Source organism: Microbispora sp. GKU 823 (genome assembly GCF_002027145.1).
GTDB lineage: Bacteria > Actinomycetota > Actinomycetes > Streptosporangiales > Streptosporangiaceae > Microbispora > Microbispora siamensis.
This window is the reverse complement of sequence record NZ_MWJN01000067.1, coordinates 32,768-51,820: the sequence shown is the minus strand read 5'-3', so window position 1 is coordinate 51,820 and position 19,053 is coordinate 32,768. Positions and strand designations below refer to the sequence as shown.

General features: G+C 71.8%; 18 protein-coding genes and 2 pseudogenes. 10 read left to right on the top strand and 10 right to left on the bottom strand.

Annotation, left to right across the window (positions count from 1 at the left end):
• The first annotated feature begins 124 nt into the window (after positions 1–124).
• The 3 genes from B1L11_RS29355 (at position 125) to B1L11_RS29345 (ending at position 2,959) form a co-directional block, all read left to right on the top strand.
• Positions 125–1,429 (top strand): APC family permease, encoded by a 1,305-nt coding sequence (locus B1L11_RS29355; RefSeq protein WP_218671389.1) that lies wholly within the window; start codon positions 125–127, stop codon positions 1,427–1,429.
• 84 nt (positions 1,430–1,513) lie between these two features.
• Positions 1,514–2,545, top strand: a complete 1,032-nt coding sequence (locus B1L11_RS29350) for an NADP-dependent oxidoreductase (protein WP_079318285.1) — start codon at positions 1,514–1,516, stop codon at positions 2,543–2,545.
• An 18-nt stretch (positions 2,546–2,563) separates the two neighbouring features.
• The gene (locus tag B1L11_RS29345) at positions 2,564–2,959 is read left to right on the top strand and encodes a MerR family transcriptional regulator (RefSeq protein WP_079318283.1); all 396 of its coding nucleotides are present in this window, start codon (positions 2,564–2,566) and stop codon (positions 2,957–2,959) included.
• On the opposite strand, the gene B1L11_RS52270 is transcribed toward B1L11_RS29345, so the two are convergent.
• From B1L11_RS52270 to B1L11_RS29320, 7 genes and pseudogenes are all read right to left on the bottom strand, one after another.
• Complete coding sequence (locus tag B1L11_RS52270; RefSeq protein WP_256863003.1) at positions 2,938–3,366, bottom strand: hypothetical protein; 429 nt, start codon at positions 3,364–3,366, stop codon at positions 2,938–2,940. The two genes, B1L11_RS29345 and B1L11_RS52270, sit on opposite strands and share 22 nt — an antisense overlap.
• Positions 3,367–3,411: 45 nt before the next feature.
• A pseudogene (locus tag B1L11_RS52265) lies at positions 3,412–4,217 on the bottom strand (DUF6350 family protein); the annotation flags it as partial.
• A gap of 97 nt (positions 4,218–4,314) precedes the next feature.
• A pseudogene (locus tag B1L11_RS52260) lies at positions 4,315–4,425 on the bottom strand (hypothetical protein); the annotation flags it as partial.
• A 350-nt stretch (positions 4,426–4,775) separates the two neighbouring features.
• A complete protein-coding gene (gene sucD / locus B1L11_RS29335; RefSeq protein ID WP_079318281.1) occupies positions 4,776–5,651 on the bottom strand; it encodes a succinate--CoA ligase subunit alpha in 876 nt (291 codons plus the stop codon).
• A complete protein-coding gene (gene sucC / locus B1L11_RS29330; protein WP_079318279.1) occupies positions 5,651–6,832 on the bottom strand; it encodes an ADP-forming succinate--CoA ligase subunit beta in 1,182 nt (393 codons plus the stop codon). Before sucC ends, sucD begins: the two co-directional genes overlap by 1 nt.
• Positions 6,833–6,989: 157 nt before the next feature.
• Positions 6,990–7,391 (bottom strand): cobalamin B12-binding domain-containing protein, encoded by a 402-nt coding sequence (locus B1L11_RS29325; RefSeq protein ID WP_076433118.1) that lies wholly within the window; start codon positions 7,389–7,391, stop codon positions 6,990–6,992.
• A 72-nt stretch (positions 7,392–7,463) separates the two neighbouring features.
• Entirely contained in the window at positions 7,464–7,910 is a 447-nt protein-coding gene (locus tag B1L11_RS29320) for a MarR family winged helix-turn-helix transcriptional regulator (RefSeq protein WP_179155378.1), read from the bottom strand.
• Between the two features lie 174 nt (positions 7,911–8,084).
• Between B1L11_RS29320 and B1L11_RS29315 the strand changes: the two genes are divergently transcribed.
• Entirely contained in the window at positions 8,085–8,981 is an 897-nt protein-coding gene (locus tag B1L11_RS29315) for a hypothetical protein (RefSeq protein ID WP_143737632.1), read from the top strand.
• 265 nt (positions 8,982–9,246) lie between these two features.
• The gene (locus tag B1L11_RS29310) at positions 9,247–11,265 is read left to right on the top strand and encodes an endo-1,3-alpha-glucanase family glycosylhydrolase (protein ID WP_256863000.1); all 2,019 of its coding nucleotides are present in this window, start codon (positions 9,247–9,249) and stop codon (positions 11,263–11,265) included.
• Positions 11,266–11,379: 114 nt separating this feature from the next.
• Here B1L11_RS29310 and B1L11_RS29305 read toward each other — a convergent pair whose 3' ends face one another.
• Together B1L11_RS29305 and pcrA are read right to left on the bottom strand one after the other, a co-directional pair.
• Positions 11,380–11,946, bottom strand: a complete 567-nt coding sequence (locus B1L11_RS29305) for a copper chaperone PCu(A)C (protein WP_079318271.1) — start codon at positions 11,944–11,946, stop codon at positions 11,380–11,382.
• A gap of 486 nt (positions 11,947–12,432) precedes the next feature.
• Complete coding sequence (gene pcrA / locus B1L11_RS29300) at positions 12,433–14,649, bottom strand: DNA helicase PcrA (protein WP_143737633.1); 2,217 nt, start codon at positions 14,647–14,649, stop codon at positions 12,433–12,435.
• A 105-nt stretch (positions 14,650–14,754) separates the two neighbouring features.
• Here pcrA and B1L11_RS29295 point away from each other — a divergent pair, with 105 nt between their 5' ends.
• The 5 genes from B1L11_RS29295 (at position 14,755) to B1L11_RS54195 (ending at position 18,210) form a co-directional block, all read left to right on the top strand.
• On the top strand, positions 14,755–15,489 hold the full coding sequence (locus B1L11_RS29295; protein ID WP_256862999.1) for a PIG-L deacetylase family protein: 735 nt from the start codon (positions 14,755–14,757) through the stop codon (positions 15,487–15,489).
• A gap of 108 nt (positions 15,490–15,597) precedes the next feature.
• Entirely contained in the window at positions 15,598–16,086 is a 489-nt protein-coding gene (locus B1L11_RS29290) for a hypothetical protein (protein WP_079318267.1), read from the top strand.
• Positions 16,087–16,256: 170 nt separating this feature from the next.
• The gene (locus B1L11_RS29285; protein ID WP_143737631.1) at positions 16,257–17,162 is read left to right on the top strand and encodes a histidine kinase dimerization/phosphoacceptor domain-containing protein; all 906 of its coding nucleotides are present in this window, start codon (positions 16,257–16,259) and stop codon (positions 17,160–17,162) included.
• Positions 17,159–17,413 carry an ATP-binding protein gene (locus B1L11_RS29280; protein WP_079318263.1) on the top strand — a complete coding sequence of 85 codons (255 nt, stop codon included), beginning with the start codon at positions 17,159–17,161 and terminating at the stop codon, positions 17,411–17,413. Before B1L11_RS29285 ends, B1L11_RS29280 begins: the two co-directional genes overlap by 4 nt.
• Positions 17,410–18,210, top strand: coding sequence for a response regulator transcription factor (locus tag B1L11_RS54195; RefSeq protein WP_079318261.1), 801 nt, complete (start codon positions 17,410–17,412; stop codon positions 18,208–18,210). Before B1L11_RS29280 ends, B1L11_RS54195 begins: the two co-directional genes overlap by 4 nt.
• Here B1L11_RS54195 and B1L11_RS29270 read toward each other — a convergent pair.
• Positions 18,174–18,713, bottom strand: coding sequence for a type II CAAX prenyl endopeptidase Rce1 family protein (locus tag B1L11_RS29270; protein WP_256862998.1), 540 nt, complete (start codon positions 18,711–18,713; stop codon positions 18,174–18,176). The genes B1L11_RS54195 and B1L11_RS29270 overlap by 37 nt on opposite strands.
• Positions 18,714–19,053 lie beyond the last annotated feature (340 nt).

Genomic DNA, 19,053 nt, shown 5'->3' with positions numbered 1-19,053 from the left:
TCAACGCCGCCAAGAACATCCTCGCCGCCGGACGGGCGGAGAGACTAAACGCCTGTGGAGCGCAGGTAAGACCAGGCTCTGGCCTGGCACAGCGCGAGGAAGCAGGAAGCCTCAGAGGTGTCGCGTGACCGCGCGGCACGGGCTGAATCCCCGGCCTTCAGGCCGGGGAGCGCGTCAATGCATCTCGCAGTTCGCCAAGCGCCGGGCCTCGGCCGGCTCGCTGTACAACTACGCCGCTCAGGGGCTCGGCCCGCTCGGCGCGTACGTCACCGGCATCACACTGATCATCGGCTGTTTCGGCATCGCGTCCGGCTCCCTCGCCGGCGCCGTCTACCACTTCAACGCCTTCCTGGCCGGGATCGGGCTGACGATCCACAACACGCTGTGGAACGTCGTGCTCGCGGTGGTGATCGGCGGCCTCGCCACGCTGTTCACCGTGTGGGGCATCCGGATGTCGGCGCGCATCTCGCTCATCCTGGAGGTCATCTCCATCACGATCATCACGGCGATGCTGGTCATCGTGCTGTTCGCCGGGGACGGGCCGGTCTTCGACAGCAGCCAGCTCACCCTCGACGGCGCCACGCCGCACGGCATCGCGGTGGGCATGGTGCTGGCGATCCTCGGGTTCGTCGGCTTCTCCAGCTCCGACGCACTCGGCCGCGAGGCGCGCAACCCGTTCAAGGCGATTCCCCGGGCCATCATGTGGAGCGCCGCGGGCGTCGGCCTCCTTTACATCTTCGCCTCCTACACGCAGGTCGCGGGCTATCGCGCGCTGGGCGACCTGGGCACCAGCGGCAACCCGCTGGACGAGCTCGCGGTGGCCGTCGGCATGCCCGGCTGGTTCCGCCCGGTGCTCAGCCTCGGCGTCACGGCGTCGTTCTTCGCCGTCGTGGTCGCCCCGATCAACGTGATCGGCCGCATCGTCTTCGTCATGGGCAAGGAGGGCGTGCTGCCCGCCTCCCTCGGCCGGACCCACCGGACCCAGCAGACCCCGCATCGGGCGATCCTCACGGTCGCGCCGATCGCCGTCGCGCTGACCGCGCTGCTCTTCGCGCTGGGCATGGACGGCATGGAGATCGTCGTCAACGTCGACACCTACGGCACGTACGGCTACATGGTGGCCTACGCCGTCGTCGCGCTCGCCGCGCCGATCTTCCTGCGCCGGGAGCGTGTGCGGATCCCGCTCATCTGGCCGTGCGTGATCGTCTCGGTGGTGGGCATGGCGTACGTCTTCTACGTCAATGTCGTGCCGTGGCCGGCCTGGCCGCTGAACTTCGTGGTCCTCGCCTTCCTCGTCACCGTCGCCGTGGCCCTCGTCTGGTACGGCTACCTCCGCACGGCCCGGCCGTCGTCGTCCAGACCATCGGCACGACCGAGACCGACTTCGCCGAGATGGCCTGACGACCACGCCGTGCCCGCTTGCCCCTGACGCGCGGGTCAGGGGTTAGCGTCGCGGGGCCGTGCGGGGCTGTGCCGCACGAGCGGTCCCTTTCCGACACCGTGGGAGTTCCCCATGCCCCAAACCCCGCCCCGCGCCGCACGGGAGATCCGGCTCGCCGAGGTTCCGTCCGGTCTTCCCGGCCCGACGCACCTGACCGTCGCCGAGGTCCCGCTGCCCGTACCGGGGGCCGGTGAGGTCCTGGTGCGCAACCGCTGGTTCCAGGTCTTCCCCTCGCTACGCACGCTGATCGCCGGAGGCGTGCCGGGCACGCCCTTCCCTCCGCTGCGGCCCGGGGACACGCTGTTCGGCCCGGCCGTCGGCGAGGTCGTCACGGCCTCCTTCGGCAAGGGCACGGACGACAGCGGTCTGCGGCCGGGCGACCTGGTCGCGCACTTCCGGGGCTGGCGTGAGTACGCCGTGGTCCCCGTGTCCGCGCCGCTCGGCGACGCCCTGCCGGACCCGGCCGCGCACCTCGCGTCGGGCGCCACCGCGTACGCCGCCCTGACCCGGATCGCCCGCCTGCGCGCGGGCGAGACGGTGCTCGTCACCGGGGGCGCGGGAGGCGTCGGGTCGCTCGCCGGCCAGATCGCCCGGCTGCTGGGCGCGGGCCGCGTAATCGGCACCACCGGCTCGCCGGCGAAGGCCGAGCGCATGATGGCCGAGCTCGGCTACGACGCGGTGGTGCTCCGCGACGGGAGCCCGATCGGCGGGCGGCTGGCCGAGGCGGCCCCCGACGGCGTGGACGTGGTCGTGGACACCGTCGGCGGCGAGCAGCTCCAGGCCGCGGCCGCCGCGGCGCGGCCCGGCGCCCGCCTCGTCGTGGTCGGCACCCTGGCCACGCAGCTGTCGGCCGCGTCCGGCGGCACGACGGCGCCCGTGGAGCTGGACGCCTTCCAGCTCATCGCCAAGAACATCACTCTGCGCGGCCTTACCGGCGTCGACGACGAGATCCACGCGGAGTGGACGGAGCGCTTCGGCGCCTGGCTCCGCTCGGGCGCCATCGCCTTCCCGCACACGCGGATCGCGGGCATCGAAAACGCGCCGCGGGCGTTGCGTGAGTTGTTCGAGGGACGGCACGTGGGAACGGTCGTCATAGAAGTCTGAGCACGGCCGGGAGGTCTCATGCGGATCGGCGACGCCGCGGCGGCGGCCGGGACCACGCCACGCGCGTTGCGCCTGTACGAGCAGCGCGGATTGCTCCTGCCGCCTCCGCGCACGTCGTCGGGCCAACGGGAGTACGGCCCGCGGGACATCGCCCGCATCCGCCTGGTGCGCCAGTTGCTCGCCCTCGGCCTGACCATCGAGGACGTCGCCCGCTGCGCCGACCGCCTGGACCTTCTCGAGGGCGACACGCTGCCGCCGTACGGCAGCCCCGGCTGCTCTGGCGGCAGCGGGGTCGTGCAACGCCGGATCGCCACGCTGGACGCCGAGATCGCCCGCCTGACGGACCTGCGGGACCGCCTCGCGTCGGCCGTCGCCGAGCCGCCCGGGACGGATCAGTCGCGGTCCCAGGCGTAGGGATCGACGTAGATGACATGGCCCCCGCGGTCGTCGGTCTCGTCCACGATGTCCGTGCGCGGCTTCGGCGGGGGGCTCGGGGCGCGGCGCTTCGCGGCCGGTTTGCGCGGGATATCGGGGATTTTCGGGGTGCCCCCGGCCCGCCGCGCGCCCATGTCGTCGAAGGTCTCCGCCGCCGCCGCGGCGTGCTCGTCGGTCCAGTCGTCCCTGATGACCGGGATCGGCTGGGTGTCCGCCTCGGTGGCGTCCAGCCAGTGGCCCGGCAGGTGGGCGCCGCGGGCGGGCCGCACCCGTCCGGCCGCCTTGGCGATCACGGCGCCGGCCTTCCGCACCGGCTCGGGCGGGGTTGCCGGCCGCCGGGAGATCAGCCACCAGTTGGCGATGCCGGCCGAGATGCCGGCGGCCACGCCGACCTCGAGTGTGACCGACAGCGCCACCTCCCAGGGCGACGGCCCCACCGCGGCCAGGCCCGCGCCGCCGAGCGGGCCGCCCGACAGCGCCGCGAGCGTTCCCGCGACGAGGCCGGAGGTGATCCCGCAGACGAACCCCCACAGCGGCGCGGCCTCGATCGACGGGGTCGCGCGACGCGGGCCGTCACCACGCCGGCGACCGCCCCCGCCGCGAACGGCACCGCGATCACGCCCATGACCCAGGTGGGCGCGGCGCCTGACGACGGCAGGGCGCCAAGCAGCGGCAGCATGGGCACCGCGCTCAGCTTGACCCCGGTGGGCGCGACCAGCGTCCCGGCGCCCACCGCGAAACCGGGCCCCGAGATGTACGCCATGCCCCAGACGACGGCGTTGAAGAAGTAGAGGACCTCCAGGAGCAGGAGCAGCAGGCCGCCGACCACCCCGGGGCTGAGGAGCTCCGACATCTGCTGGATCCTGGCGAAGTTGACCACCACGGCACCGAGGACCAGCACGGCTCCGGCCACGAGCATCAGCGAGGTCGCGACGGCCGTGCCGGCCACGAGCGACCGCGGCCGCTCGGGCAGCAGGCGCAGCATCGATCGCCAGGGCCCGATCGTGCGGGCGGTGGCGACCGACCCGGTGACGAAGGCCAGCAGCAGGTGGCTGACCAGCGCCTCCCCCAGGAACGGCTGCATGATCTCGTTGCCGGAGACCAGGGCGATCACCCCGGCGAGCAGCGCGTACGGCGCGGCCAGCGAGATGCCGGCCTGGGCGATGAGCGCGAGCTGGGCGCGGCGCCGGGCGTTCTCGAGGTCGCGCGGGGTGCCCTTGGGCAGCCGGGCCGGCATCCGCACCCGCAGGTCGGCGTCCCCGCGCCATCCACAGGCCGGCCCGGTAGAGCAGCGCCCCCGGCAGGATCATCAGCCCGATGGGCAGCAGGCCCACCCGGCCGCCGGGGATCGCGAAACCGGCGTGGTGGGCGGCGAGCCAGAGCTGGCAGGCCGTACGGAAGACACCGGGCAGGCCCTCGCCGAACGGCCCGCGGGGCGCGGCCATCCAGCCGATGAGCGTGAGCGTGGTGAGCACGGCGAGGCCGACGCCGAGCGTCCCGACCGCGGCCAGCATGCCGGAGACGGGCAGCGGACGGCGGGTCTCCTCGTCGTCGCCGCCGCCCATGCGGCCGAGCACGGCGCGGGGAGCGGTCCTGAACTGATCGAGAAGGCCCGTCACGCTACCGCATCATCCCAGCCCCGCGGCCTCCCTCCACGTCGCCACGCCGAGGAGTACGCAATCCGGACGCATCGGCACGCGTACCGGCCGGGCCGGAAAACGACCGCGACCTTGCGCTCGCACCACCGCGGCGGTGGGAGGGCAAGGTCGCGGACGACAGTCGGATGCCTGCGCGATCAGCGGCTGGACATGATCTCGCGCATCAGGCGGGCGGTCTCGCTGGGGGTGCGGCCGACGCGGACGCCGACCTTCTCCAGGGCCTCCTTCTTGGCCTGGGCGGTGCCGGCGGAGCCGGACACGATCGCGCCGGCGTGACCCATGGTCTTGCCCTCGGGCGCGGTGAACCCGGCGACGTAGGCGACGACCGGCTTGGTCACGTGCTCGTCGATGTAGGCCGCGGCGCGCTCCTCGGCGTCGCCGCCGATCTCGCCGATCATCACGATCGCGTCGGTCTCCGGGTCCTCCTGGAACGCCTGGAGGGCGTCGATGTGCGTCGTGCCGATGACCGGGTCGCCGCCGATGCCGACGCAGGTGGAGAAGCCGATGTCGCGCAGCTCGTACATGAGCTGATAGGTCAGCGTGCCGGACTTCGACACCAGGCCGACACGGCCCTTGGTGGTGATGTCGGCCGGGATGATGCCCGCGTTGGAGGCGCCGGGCGAGGCGATGCCGGGGCAGTTCGGGCCGATGATGCGGGTCTTGTTGCCCTTGGAGACGGCGTACGCCCAGAACTCGGTCGTGTCGTGGACCGGCACGCCCTCGGTGATGACCACGCACAGCGGGATCTCGGCGTCGATGGCCTCGCGGACGGCGGCCTTGGTGGCGGCCGGGGGCACGAAGACGACGGACACGTCGGCGCCCGTCTGCTCCATGGCCTCCTTGACCGTGCCGAAGACCGGCAGGCCCTCGTGCGTGATGCCGGCCTTGCGGGCGTTCACGCCGCCCACGACCTTGACGCCGGCGGCGAGCATGCGGCGGGTGTGCTTGGTGCCCTCACCACCGGTCATGCCCTGAACGATGATCTTGCTGTTCTCGGTGAGCCAGATAGCCATTACGCACCTACCGCGGCGAGCTCTGCGGCGCGCTTGGCCGCTTCGTCCATGGTGTCGACCAGCTCGACCCGCGGCAGCGCGGCGTCGGCCAGGATCTGCCGCCCCAGGGCGGCGTTGTTGCCGTCCAGGCGGACGACCAGCGGGTGGGTCACTTCCTCGCCCCGGCTCTCCAGGAGCTTGAAGGCCGAGACGATGCCGTTGGCGACCGCGTCACAGGCGGTGATGCCGCCGAAGACGTTCACAAAGACCGACTTCACCGACGGGTCGGACAGGATGATCTCCAGGCCGTTCGCCATGACCTCGGCCGACGCGCCACCGCCGATGTCGAGGAAGTTGGCCGGCTTGGGCTGGCCGGGGAACTCCTCGCCCGCGTACGCCACGACGTCGAGCGTGGACATGACCAGGCCCGCGCCGTTGCCGATGATGCCGACGTTGCCGTCCAGCTTGACGTAGTTGAGGTGCTTCTCCTTGGCCCGGGCCTCCAGCGGGTCCTCCGCGGCCTTGTCGACGTACGCCGAGTGCTCCGCCTGGCGGAAGTTCGCGTTGTCGTCGAGGGTCACCTTGCCGTCGAGCGCCTTCACCTGGCCGTCCGCCGACAGGATCATCGGGTTGACCTCGACGAGCGAGGCGTCCTCGTCGACGAAGACGGCCCAGAGCTTCTCGATCAGCTCGGCGGCGCCGTCCAGCGCCTGCTGCGGCAGGCCGCCGGCCACCGCGATCTCGCGGGCCTTGGCGCGGTCGACGCCCGTCAGCGGGCTGACCGGCACCTTCGCCACCTTCTCCGGCGCGGTGTGCGCGACCTCCTCGATGTCCATGCCGCCGGAGGCCGAGCAGATGGCGAGGAACGTGCGGTTGGCACGGTCGAGAAGGAAGGAGAAGTAGTACTCCTCCGCGATCTGGCTGGCCTCCTCGATCAGGACCTTGTGGACCGTGTGGCCCTTGATGTCCATGCCGAGGATCTGCGTCGCCTTCGCGTGCGCGTCGGCGGCGTCGTCGGCCACCTTCACGCCGCCGGCCTTGCCGCGCCCGCCGGTCTTGACCTGGGCCTTGACGACAACGCGTCCGGTGAGCTGCTCGGCAGCCGCCCGCGCCTCCTCCGCGGTGTGCGCGACGATTCCGCGCGGCACCGGGATGCCGTACTCCGCGAAGAGCTCCTTCGCCTGATGTTCGAACAGGTCCACGAGGGTCCGTCCCTTTTGATGTCCGAGGCCGGGCGCCGTCGTCCCGCCCGGCGTTTCCGCGCATGAAGCCTAGTCCCCGTACGAGCGTGGCCGCGTCGTCGGGTCCCACTGGAGCCTTGCCAACAACCCTTGGGTACGGCAAGGTTGGGCAAAATGCCTAAACGGTGGCTGGGACCGCCGAACGGACCCATTCCACGATCTCCTGCGTCGTGGACCCCGGCGTGAATATCCTCGCGACCCCCATCTTCGCGAGTTCGGGGATGTCGGCCTCGGGGATGATGCCCCCGCCGAACACGACGATGTCCTCGGCGCCCTCCTCGCGCAGGACCTCGAAGAGCCGGGCGAACAAGGTCATGTGGGCGCCGGACAGGATCGACAGCCCGATCGCCGCCGCGTCCTCCTGGATGGCCGTACGGACGATCTGCTCCGGCGTCTGGTGCAGTCCCGTGTAGATGACCTCCATGCCCGCGTCGCGCAGCGCCCGCGCCACCACCTTGACCCCGCGGTCGTGCCCGTCGAGCCCCGGCTTCGCGACGACGACCCGAATCCTGCCTGCCATGAAGACCTCCCTACGGTGCCCGCTGCCCGAAGCTAACCGCCGCCCGTGGACCTTCCGCGGAACGGCCCCGTGTCAGCCGCCCGCCGGCCGTCCCCGCAGCAGCGCGCGCAGGCCGTCCACGAGCCCCTGCCTCTCCTGCGGGGTCATCGTGCGCACGGCCGCCGCCAGCGGGTCGTCGTCGCGCTCGGCGTCGTCGCGGCCCGCGTTCACGGTCGCGGTGCGGCCCGTCTCGGTGATCCGGACGTACACACGCCGCCGGTCGCGCTGGTCGCGTATCCGCGCGACCAGCCCACGACTCTCGACGCGGTCGAGGAGTTCGGTGGTCGCGGCCCGCGACAGCCGCAGGCGCCCGGCCAGGTCGCCCACCGTGAGCGGCCCGTACGCCGCCAGATGACGCAGGACCGACAGCATGCGGGCGGTCACGTCACCCCCCGGCAGGAGGCGGCCGGACGTGCGCAGGCGCCGGTGGACGGCGGGATAGAGCCGTGTGATCTCCTCGACCGCCGCCTTCTCCTCCATGACGTCCTTTCGCATCCGAACTTTTCGCGGCGAAATAATAATCAGCCCGCATACCGAGCCACTAGCTGAATACTCACAGGAAATCCTTATTTTCGTTACTTTCCTGTGATCATGAACCGCAAGGATTCCCAAGCTGCCCTCCTGATCTTGAGGGCACTTACGGGAGGAATCACCTTGAAGCGAGCACTCATGGCGCTGGCGTGCGCCGCGACGGCCGCGCTCGTGGCGCCCGCCGTCGCCGCCCCCGCGCAGGCTCAGACCTCGGCGCAAGCGCCAGCCCCCGCCGCCGACCCGGTGGCGGCGCTGCGCAAGCAGTTCGTCGCCGGCCACGGCGTGCGGTTCGTCTCCTCGGGCACGCTGAGCATCGCCGGCGTCACCGCCGTCAAATTCACCTCGAACGGCGGCTACGCCTTCGGCCGGCCCGGCGTCGTCGCCGCCGACAGCACGCAGAAGAGCAAATACAGCGAGCTGCTGAAGGACGAGGACGAGGACCTGAAGGACGCGGAGAAGCCCCTCCGCATGATCGTCCTCGGTGGGTCGGGCTACTTCTCGGGCGGGGTCTACTCGACCATGCTCCCCGAGGGCAAGACCTGGCTGCGGATCCCCGGGGTGCGGGCGAACACCTCGTTCAGCCCGTTGAACCCCACCGACTGGCGCAACCTCAAGGCGGTCCTCGCGACCACCAAGGCCAAGGGGCCGGGCGGCAGCGTCAACGGCGCGAAGACCACGCTCTACCGCGGCACCATCACGCTGAGCCAGCTCATGAAGGCCAGCCCGAGCGTCAAGGACAGCCTCGCCAGCCTGGGGTCCAACCCCGGCAAGACCGTGGTGTCCTGGAAGCTGTGGATCGGCGCCGACCAGCTCGTCCGCCGCGCCTCGGCGAGCGTCGACCTGAAGATGAAGGCCGACGGCGATTCCTTCACCTTCACCCTGTCCGAGGACCAGACGTTCGCCGGCTGGGGCAGGAAGGTCACGGTCAAGGCGCCGCCGAAGAGCCAGGTCGCGAACCTGTCCGACCTCGACGGCGACGTGCCGGAGACGCCGGGCACCGTCATCCTGCCCAACGACTGAACCGGGCGGGCGATCAGGCACTGAACCGCGCGGCCGAGCCCCCCGCGCGGCGCTGAACAGAGGCGGCCGGCCCCTGGGTGATCACACCCGGGGGCCGGCCGTTCCGTTTCAGCCCGTTTCCGGGCGTCCGGGCGCGCCTGCTTCGCGGGCGCCGACGGCCCGGGGTCGTGTGCCGTTTCGGGCGCACCGAAATTGTCATCGTTCCAAGTCGGGCGACTTCGGCGAAGATCGTGCATGCTGATCGATCTTGTCCCAATCTGGGCTGATGACTACGCAGTCCCAACGCTCGCCCCTGAGAACCGGGGCGCATCGCGGACTCCTGCCGGCGCTGGCGATGTTCGCCACCCTGCTGGCGGCCGTGCTCGCTCCCACGCCCGCGTCCGCGACCGGCACCGCCCTCACCACCACAGGCACCTCGGCGGCCACCTCCACGGCCGGGGCCGTCTCCACGAGCGTCGCCGCCACCGACGACGTCTTCGTGAGCGAGGCGGAGCCCACCAAGAACTTCGGCACCGCGACCTGGATGAGCGTGTGCGGCAGCGCCTGCGGCGGCACGGCCGCCGGGCAGCGCGTCGCCCTCGTCCGGTTCACGGTCGCCGGCATCCCCGCAGGCGCCGCAGGCGTCACCGTGACCCTCGCCGTGACCTCGGCGAGAACGACCGACACCACCATCGCGGTCCGTCCGGTGACCGGCGCCTGGACGGAGACCGGCACCACCTGGAACACCCGGCCGGCCATGGGCGAAGTGATCGACTCGCACAGCGGGTTCACCGCCGGCGGGACCGCCACGCTCGACGTCTCCTCGGTGGTCAAGGGCAACGGAACCTACGCCTTCGCGCTGACCGGCACCTCGGCGACCACGACCGTCCTGCACTCCTCTCGGGCGGGCGAGGCCCTGACCCCCACACTGAAGATCAGCTATACCGAGGGCACGGCGGGGCCGCTGCCGTTCACCATGCCCACGACGGCTCAGCTCCGGGCGTCGGCCAAAAAGGTGTTCGCCCACTACTTCACGCCCTACCCGGTCTCGCTCGACAACAAGGCCCCGGCGGACGACTACTACACCAGGAACTACCTCAATCCCGACGGCGAAAGCGGCAAGCACTCCGCCTACGGCGGGCTGCTGCGCGACCGGCCCCTCGGACGTGACCCGCTCACCGGCGACTGGGCGCTGGCCGACTTCACGACCGAGGTGCGGCAGGCCATCGCGGCCGGGCTGGACGGCTTCACCGTCGACATCCTGTCGTTGACGGGCACCCACTGGACCCGGGTTCAGAAGCTCATCCAGGCCGCCGAGGCCGTCGATCCCGCCTTCAAGATCGTGCTCATGCCCGACATGAACGGCCTCGCCTCGGCCGACAGCGCGGCCTTGGCCGACGCCGTGGCCACGCTGGCGGCCTCGAAGTCGGTCTACCGGCTCGGCGACAACCGGCTGGTCGTCGCGCCCTTCAAGGCGGAGGGACGCACCGCCGCCTGGTGGGCGGACTGGATGACGACCATGGAGACCGAGCACGGCATCAAGGTCGCCCTCGTCCCCTGCTTCCTCGACTTCACCAAGTATCGCGACGCCTTCAGCTCGATCAGCTACGGCTTCGCCAACTGGGGCGGCCGCAGCCCCGCCGCCAACAGCGGCCTGACGGCCAACATCGACCGCGCCCACGACATGGGCAAGATCTGGATGCAGCCGGTGTCCGTCCAGGACGAGCGGCCCAACCAGGGCATTTACGACGAGGCCGCCAACACGGAGAACCTCCGAGCCACCTGGAAAGGCGCGATCGACGGCGAGGCCGACTGGGTCCAGCTCGTCACCTGGAACGACTACTCGGAGAACACCCAGTTCGCCCCGTCGAGGAACGCCGGGTGGACCTACCTCGACATCAGCGCCTACTACCTGACCTGCTACAAGCTCGGCTGCCCCGCGATCACCAAGGACGTGGCATACCTGACGCACCGGGTGCACCCGGTCGCGGCCACCCCCTCCTACGGCGAGACGAAGCTGATGAAGCTCCGTACGGGCAGCACACAGCCGCGGGACACGGTCGAGGTGCTGACCATGCTGACCGCGGCGGCCCAGGTCAGTGTGGACGTCGGCGGCACCGGGCAGACCTACGACGCGCCCGCCGGGGTCTACGCCAAGACGTTCGCCCTGCGGCCGGGCTCCGCCTCGGCCTCGGTCTCCCGCAATTCCACGAACGTGGCCACGGTGGTGTCGCCCTTCGCCATCACCGCGACGCCGTACGTGCAGGATCTGCACTACCGCGCGGCGTCGAGCGGCCGGCCCTGACGGCAGGCCACCCGGAGTCCATGACACGCCCTCGGCCCCCGGTGGTCCGCACGACCACCGCGGGGGCCTTTAGGAGCCGGCCGGCCGCTCCGGACGCCCAACCGGTCGCCGCGACTAACTGCGGACGGGTGTGGGCGATCCGGCCCCTCGTGACAGCGGGAGGACGGGGATGCGGAGGGTGATCGTGCCCGCGGTGGGGAAGCGGAACGTGACGTCGATGGGAGTGGCACCGAGCGGGCGGTGGATGTCGACGAGCTCCAGGTGCGGGCGGTCGTGGCCTTGCTGGAGGGAGACGGCCCCGTGAGCGGGGATCGTCACATTGACGGCCTGCTGGGGGGAGGACGGCCCTTGCCGGTAAACGACCCGCTCGGCGTGGACGGTGCTGACGCCGTCGAGCGTCTGCGGTCGGTCGCTGTTATTGACCAGGGTCAGGTACAGCCCCAGGTCGTCGCCGGCCTTCTGCTCGTTCATGGGCGGGGCGAGGATGTGGACGTGCAGCAGCCGCACCGGGCCGATCTGCCCGTCGACCAGGCCGCTCCTGCTCCAGGTGCCGTGGGGCCTGGCCCGCTGCCGCGGGGAGTCGCACGCCTGTAGCGCCAACGCCAGGCAGGTCGCGAGCAGGATGCACAGCGCCACTACTCGCCGGTGATCCGTACGACGACGGTGAGATGACGTGTTCATGCGGCGCTCCCTGATCAGGCGGCTGAGAGTGTGGCGCTGCGATCGGTCCTTCCGGCACGCGGTCCGATGACGCGCACATGAGCCGGCCGGAATCGCCGGCTGCGTCGCCGACGGTGATCCCGCCGAGTTCGCCGCTGATCGCCCCCGCTTCGCGGGTCTTGCCTGCTCGGAAAGAGCCTCCACGCGCTCGGAGAATCCCGTCACGATCACACGGCGACGTAGTGGCGTTCATACGTGGCCATGGCGCACCTGTTCGTGCGCGCCAGACCTCCCCCGCGCGAGTGACACCGCCCACCCCGCGCGCGAGTGACACCGCTCCACGCCAGTATGCGACCGGTCCCGCGGCGGCCGCAAGACAACGGAAACGCCCGTGACCTCGGCTCTTACCTGCTCTCCAACGCTCGGGCAACCGCATGGCCGCGTTTCCCGCCACCTCGTACACCCCAGGAGCATGGGCACCGGGAGGACGGGCTCAGAGCTTGTCGATCAGAGCTTGTCGATCGGCGCGTAGGCGAGAAGCAGGGTCTTCTCGCCCTCGCTTCCGAAGTCGATCTTCACTCGCGTCTTCTCGGCCTGACCGTCCACCGCCACCACGGTGCCCAGCCCGAACGTGTCGTGGGTGACCCGGTCGCCCGGCGACAGGTTCGGGATCTGCCGGCCGCCGGGCTTCTGCGCGGGAGCCGTACGGGCGGCCGGGCGGGAGGTCGCGGCGGACCAGGCGGTCTTGCCCGGGTCGCCGCGCCACTCGACCAGGTCGCCCGGCACCTCGGACAGGAAGCGCGAGGCGGGGTTGAACGACGGCGCGCCCCAGGCCGAGCGGACCGCCGACCTGGACAGGTAGAGCCGCTCCTTGGCCCGGGTGATGCCGACGTACGCCAGCCTGCGCTCCTCCTCCAGTTCCTTCGGGTCGCTCAGCGAGCGCATGTGCGGGAAGACGCCGTCCTCCATGCCCGTGAGGAACACCACGGGGAACTCCAGGCCCTTGGCGGTGTGCAGGGTCATCAGCGTGACCACCCCGCCGTGGTCGTCCCCCTCCGGGATCTGGTCGGCGTCGGCGACCAGCGAGACCTGCTCGAGGAAGTCGACGAGCGTGCCCTCCGGGTTCGCCTCCTCGAACTCGGCGGCCACCGAGATCAGCTCGTTGAGGTTCTCCAGCCGGCTCTCGTCCTGCGGGTCGCCCGAGGTCTCCAGCTCCGTCCGGTAGCCGGTGGCGCTCAGCACCTCCTCGGCCAGGTCGGACAGCGGAAGCTCCTTTGCGCGCAACTCGTCCAGCAACGTGACGAAGTCGCGGATCGCGTTCAGCGAGCGGGTGGCCACGCCCGGCGCCTCGTCGGCCCGGCGCAGCGCCTCCCAGAAGCCGATGCGCTCCCGGTTGGCGAACGCCTCGATCATCGCCTCCGCGCGGTCGCCGATGCCGCGCTTGGGTACGTTGAGGATGCGCCGCAGCGACACCGTGTCGTTCGGGTTGGCCAGGACCCGCAGGTAGGCGAGCAGGTCCTTGACCTCCTTGCGCTCGTAGAACCGCACCCCGCCCACGACCTTGTACGGCAGGCCGGTGCGGATGAAGATCTCCTCGAACACGCGGGAGGCGGCGTTCGTGCGGTAGAAGACCGCCACGTCGCCGGGGGTCACCCCGTGGTCGTCGCCGAGCCGGTCGACCTCCTGCGCGACGAACATGGCCTCGTCGTGCTCGTTGTCGGCCGCGTAACCGATGATCTTCGGACCCGCGCCCTGGTCGGACCACAGGTTCTTCGGCTTGCGGCCCTCGTTGCGGGAGATGACCGCGTTGGCGGCGTTCAGGATCGTCTGCGTGGAGCGGTAGTTCTGCTCCAGCAGGATCGTCCGCGCGTCCGGATAGTCGCGCTCGAACTCCAGGATGTTGCGGATCGTCGCACCACGGAAGGCGTAGATCGACTGGTCGGCGTCGCCGACGACCACCAGTTCGGAGGGCTCGACGCCCTCCCGCACCACGTCGCCGTCGGCGGTGCGCACCTCGGGCCGCCCGACCAGCTCGCGGATCAGCATGTACTGCGCGTGGTTGGTGTCCTGGTACTCGTCGACCATCACGTGCCGGAACCGCCGCCGGTAGTGCTCGGCCACGTCGGGGAAGAGCTGGAACAGCGTGACCGTCAGCATGATCAGGTCGTCGAAGTCCATCGCGCCGGCCTCGGTGAGCCGCCGCTGGTAGGTGCGGTACGCCTCGGCGAGCGTGCGTTCCAGATGGGTCGAGGCCCGGTCGGCCGCCGTCTCGTAGTCGATCAGCTCGTTCTTGAAGTTGCTGACCTGGGCCGAGAAGGAGCGCGGCGGGTAGCGCTTGGGGTCGAGGTCGAGCTCGCGGCACACCATCGCCATGAGCCGCTGGGAGTCGGCCTGGTCGTAGATCGAGAAGCTGGAGGTGAAGCCCAGCCGCTTCGCCTCGCGCCGCAGGATCCGCACGCACGCGCTGTGGAACGTCATCACCCACATGGCCCTGGACCGCGGCCCGATGAGCTTGTCGACCCGCTCCTTCATCTCGCGAGCGGCCTTGTTGGTGAAGGTGATCGCGAGGATCTCCCCCGGCTGGACGTCACGCTCCGCCAGCAGGTATGCGATGCGGTGCGTCAGCACCCTGGTCTTCCCGGAGCCGGCCCCGGCGACGATCAGCAGCGGACTGCCCTGGTGGGTGACGGCGTCCCGCTGCTGCGGGTTGAGGCCGTCGAGCAACGGATGAGTGGCGGCTCGGGTGGACACCTCCTTAGGTTATGACCGCGCGCCGACATCCGGAGCCCACTCGCCCGGCAAGTCCCGTTTAAGGTGATGTGCCGGACCATGAGGAGGCTGCTCGTGCTGGACGAGGCGGAAATCAAGAAGGTGCTGGTGGTCGTCGCGCACCCCGACGACATCGACTTCGGCGGCGCGGGCACGGTCGCCAGACTGACCGAGGCGGGCGCCGAGGTGGTGTACTGCCTGGTCACCGATGGTGACGCGGGCGGGTTCGACCGGGCGGTGGACAACGGCGGCATGGCCGCGCTGCGCCGGGCGGAGCAGACGGCGGCGGCCAAGTGCGTCGGGGTGACCGACCTGCGCTTCCTGGGCTACCAGGACGGCGTGGTCGAGCAGACGCTCGGCCTGCGGCGGGACATCACGCGGGTGATCCGCCAGGTGCGGCCAGACCTGGTCATCACCTCGGCCCCGGAGCGCAACTACGAGCGGCTGGGCCCCAGCCACCCCGACCACCGCGCGGTCGGCGGCGCCACCCTCGACGCGGTCTACCCCGACGCGCGCAACCCGTACACCTTCCCCGAACTGCTCGCCGACGAGGGCCTGGAGGCCTGGACCGTCCGCGAGGTGTGGCTCACGGGCGGGATGACCGTCAACCACTACGTCGACGTCACCTCCACCGTCGATCGCAAGATCGCCGCGCTGCGCGCGCACGAGAGCCAGACCGCGCACGTCCCCGACCTGGACGGCATGGTCAAGGGCTGGCTCTCCGGTCACGCCGCCGCCGCGGGCCTCCCCGAGGGCTCGTACGCGGAGGCGTTCCAGCGGGTCGACACCGCCTGAACCGGACGCGCCGGGCCCTCCACCCCGGGTGGAGATCGCCTGATCTCCACCCCGGTTTCCACCCGCGCTCCGATCCGGTGCGCGCCCGGTCTTCCTACCGTCGTGCGCATGGAAACCGCACAGATCGTCGTCGTCGCCCTGGCCGTACTCGCCCTCCTGATCTACCGGCAGATGAAGCCGAGGCCGGTCGCCAGGCCCGTGGGTCTGATCATCGCCGCCGTGATGGTCGTGGGGGGCCTCGGCGGCGGCGCGCTCGTCGATCCCCGTCACACGGCGCTGAGCCTCGCCGTGCTCGTCGCGGAACTCCTCGTGGCCGCCGGCCTCGGCGTGCTGCGGGCCATGACGACACGTGTGTGGCGCGACCAGCACGGCGTGGCGTGGTCGCAGGGCACCGTCACGACCCTGGTCGCCTGGGTGGGCTCCATCGCCGTCCGGATCGCGATGATCGCCCTGACCTCCCTCCTCGGCCTCGCCTCGTCGCAGACCTCCGTGCTCCTGTTCGTCGGCGTGACCCTCGGCGTCCAGTTCCTGGTCGTCGCCCGGCGGGCGAGCGCCCTGCCCACCGTCCCCGTGTCGGGTGTCCAGACGGCCCGCTAGCGCCGCGACCGCCAAGATTTGCCCGTGCGGAGCGGTGTCCAGAGTGGTGCATCGCAAGGCGGAGGAGGAGCCGATGACAGCGTCATCGGCGACGACGACAACGCGGCGAGGTGCCGCTCTGGGCGACGCGACGGGGCAAAGATTGGCGGGAGGGGCGCTAACGTCGGGACGTGCCCAGTCGTGACGGACATGTCCAGGCCGGCCCGGAATCCCGCCGCAGGAACGCGATCGCCGCTGCGTGCCTGCGGCTGGCGGTGATCGCCATGCTGGTCGGCGGGCAGGCGACCAGCCCGCCGGGGTTCGGCCTGACCGGCGACCGGCTCGCCGTCACCGCGCTGACGGCCGCGATCGCCGTCGCACTGACCCTCATGGTCGTCGTCCGGCTCTGGCCGATCCTGCCGCGGCGCTGGAACGACGGGCCCGCGGAGGCCGTCCTCATCGGGCTCGCCCTCGTGGCGACCATCGCCCTCGACATGGTCTCGGACAGCGGCCCGGCCGTCGCCGTACTCATGTTCTGTGTCGGAGCCGCGGCCGTACGGCACCCGCTCAGCCGGTCGCTGCCGCTCCTGCTGCTGGCCCTGGCGGGCCTGGGGTCGAGCGTCACGGGCCTGCTGCCGCCGGTCGCCCCCGACGCGCAGGAGCGCGACGTCAGCCTGTGCGTCTCCGTCTGCGTTGTCTTCGCGGTCGCCTACGCCATCAGGCAGCGCAGGGCCGCCACGGCCGCCCAGGCGGGCGAGGCCGTGCTGGCCGAGCGCGCCCGGATCGCCAGGGAGATCCACGACATCCTGGCGCACTCCCTGTCCGCGCAGATCGTGCACCTCGAAGGCGCCCGGCTGCTGCTGCGCGCCGACCGGTCGCCGGAGGCGCTCGACCGGGTGGAACGCGCCCGCGAGCTGGCCAAGAAGGGCCTCGAAGAGCGCGCAGGGCCGTTGCCGCGCTCCGCGACGACGCCCAGCCGCTGCCCGCCGCGCTGGACGCGCTCGCCGGGGAGTTCCGCGACGCGACCGGCAAGGAGTGCGCCGTCGTCGTCTCCGGGTTCGAACGCCGCCTGCCGCCCGAGACCGAGTTGGCGATGATCCGCACCGCCCAGGAGGCCGTCACCAACGTGCGGCGGCACGCCCCCGGCTCTCCCGCCACCGTACGGCTGAGCTTCGGCGACCGGGAGTGCGAGCTGGAGGTCGTCAACCCCCCGAGTGACGAGCCCGGGACGCCGGGGGGAGGATACGGTCTCGTGGGCATGCGCGAACGCGCCGAACTCCTGGGCGGCACCCTGGAGGCCGGCGAGACCGAGGACGGTTTCCGGGTCCGGCTGCGGGTGCCGGCATGACCGCCCGCGTGCTCGTGGTCGACGACCAGGCCGTGGTGCGCGACGGGCTCGTCCTGCTGCTCGGCCTGCTGCCGGACATCGAGGTGGTGGGGTCGGCGTCCGACGGCGAGGCCGCGCTCCGCCTGGTCGCGGGCGAACGGCCCGACGTCGTGCTCATGGACCTGCGCATGCCCCGGATGGACGGCGTGGAGGCCACCCGCAGGATCCGCGCCGAGTTCCCGGACACCCAGGTCGTCGTGCTCACGACGTACACCGACGACGAGTCGGTCTTCGCCGCGCTGCGGGCAGGGGCGCGCGGCTTCCTCACCAAGAGCGCCGACGCCGAGGAGATCGCGCGCGCCGTCACGACGGTGATGAACGGCGACGCCCAGCTCGACCCCGGCGTGCAGCGCCGCCTCCTGAACACCGTCACCGGCACGGGCGGCGGCACCGGCACCGCACCGCCCGGCGAAACGCCCGGCCCGGCCGCCAGGCCTGATCACCGGTCGCGTTTCTCGCCGCGTCACGCCCGCGAGGCGGCCCGAGCACGCCGGACGCCGGGAGCGGGGACGCCGGATGCCGGGACATCGTCCGGCGCCGGGACGCCGCCGGGCGGGCTGACTCCGCGCGAGGCCGAGGTGCTGCGGCTCATCGCGCGCGGCCTGTCGAACGCCGAGATCGCCGCCGCCCTGTTCATCGGCGAGGCCACGGTCAAGACGCACATCAACAACCTCTTCGCCAAGGCCGGGGTGCGCGATCGGGCCCAGGCGGTCGCGTACGCCTACCGGACCGGCCTGGCCGACCCCCGCGAGGGCTGATCCAGGCCGCGGGCCACCCGGGCGGCGGCGTAGCCGAGGGAGTTCGTCGCCAGGTGGAGCAGCGCGGGTGCGAGCAGCCCGGCGCGGTGGCGCAGCCCGTGGAACACGAGCCCGGCGACCGCGGTGGACGCCACCGTCCCCGCCACCAGCCGCCCCGTCTCCAGCCGTCCCGTCTCCATCAGGCCGGTGCCCTCGTCCGGGTTCTCCCCGGCGGTCAGGCGGCCGAGTGCGGGGTTGGCCCTGGCCATGTCCAGGGCGGGCAGCACGTGCCACAGCCCGAACAGGGCGGCCGAGGCGGCGACCGCCGTACGGGCCGGAAGCGAGCGGCCGAGCAGGGCGGGCAGCACGCCGCGGAAGCCCGCCTCCTCCAGCAGCACGGTCCCGAACGGCACCTGCACCAGGGCCTCCTCCAGCACCCGGCGGCGCGACAGTGCGAGTGCGCGCTCGTCGTGGAAGAGCGCGCGGGTGCGAGGGTGGGCCACTCCGGCGGCGTACACGGCCACGACGCCGGCGACGAGCGCGCCCCGGTCACCGGCGCGACGCGGGCGCGGCGGAAGCCCAGCTCCTGCCAGGTCAGCCCCTCGCGCCGGGCGAGCGCCAGCAGCGCGCCGGTCGCGACCGCCGAGGTCAGCGGCGCCCACCGTCTGGCGACGCGGTTGTTGAGCACGTTCGCCGCCGCGAGCACCCCGAGAGCGCCCCCGAGCACGCCCGCCCGCCTCGTCCGGTTCGACGTCACCGCAATATCCGGAGGAAGCCGGGGCCTTCAGGGCCAGGAGGAATCCGGACCCCGTCAGGGGCGGACCGGCGAAGCCGGGACAGCCCAGCGCGCGAAGCACTCACGAC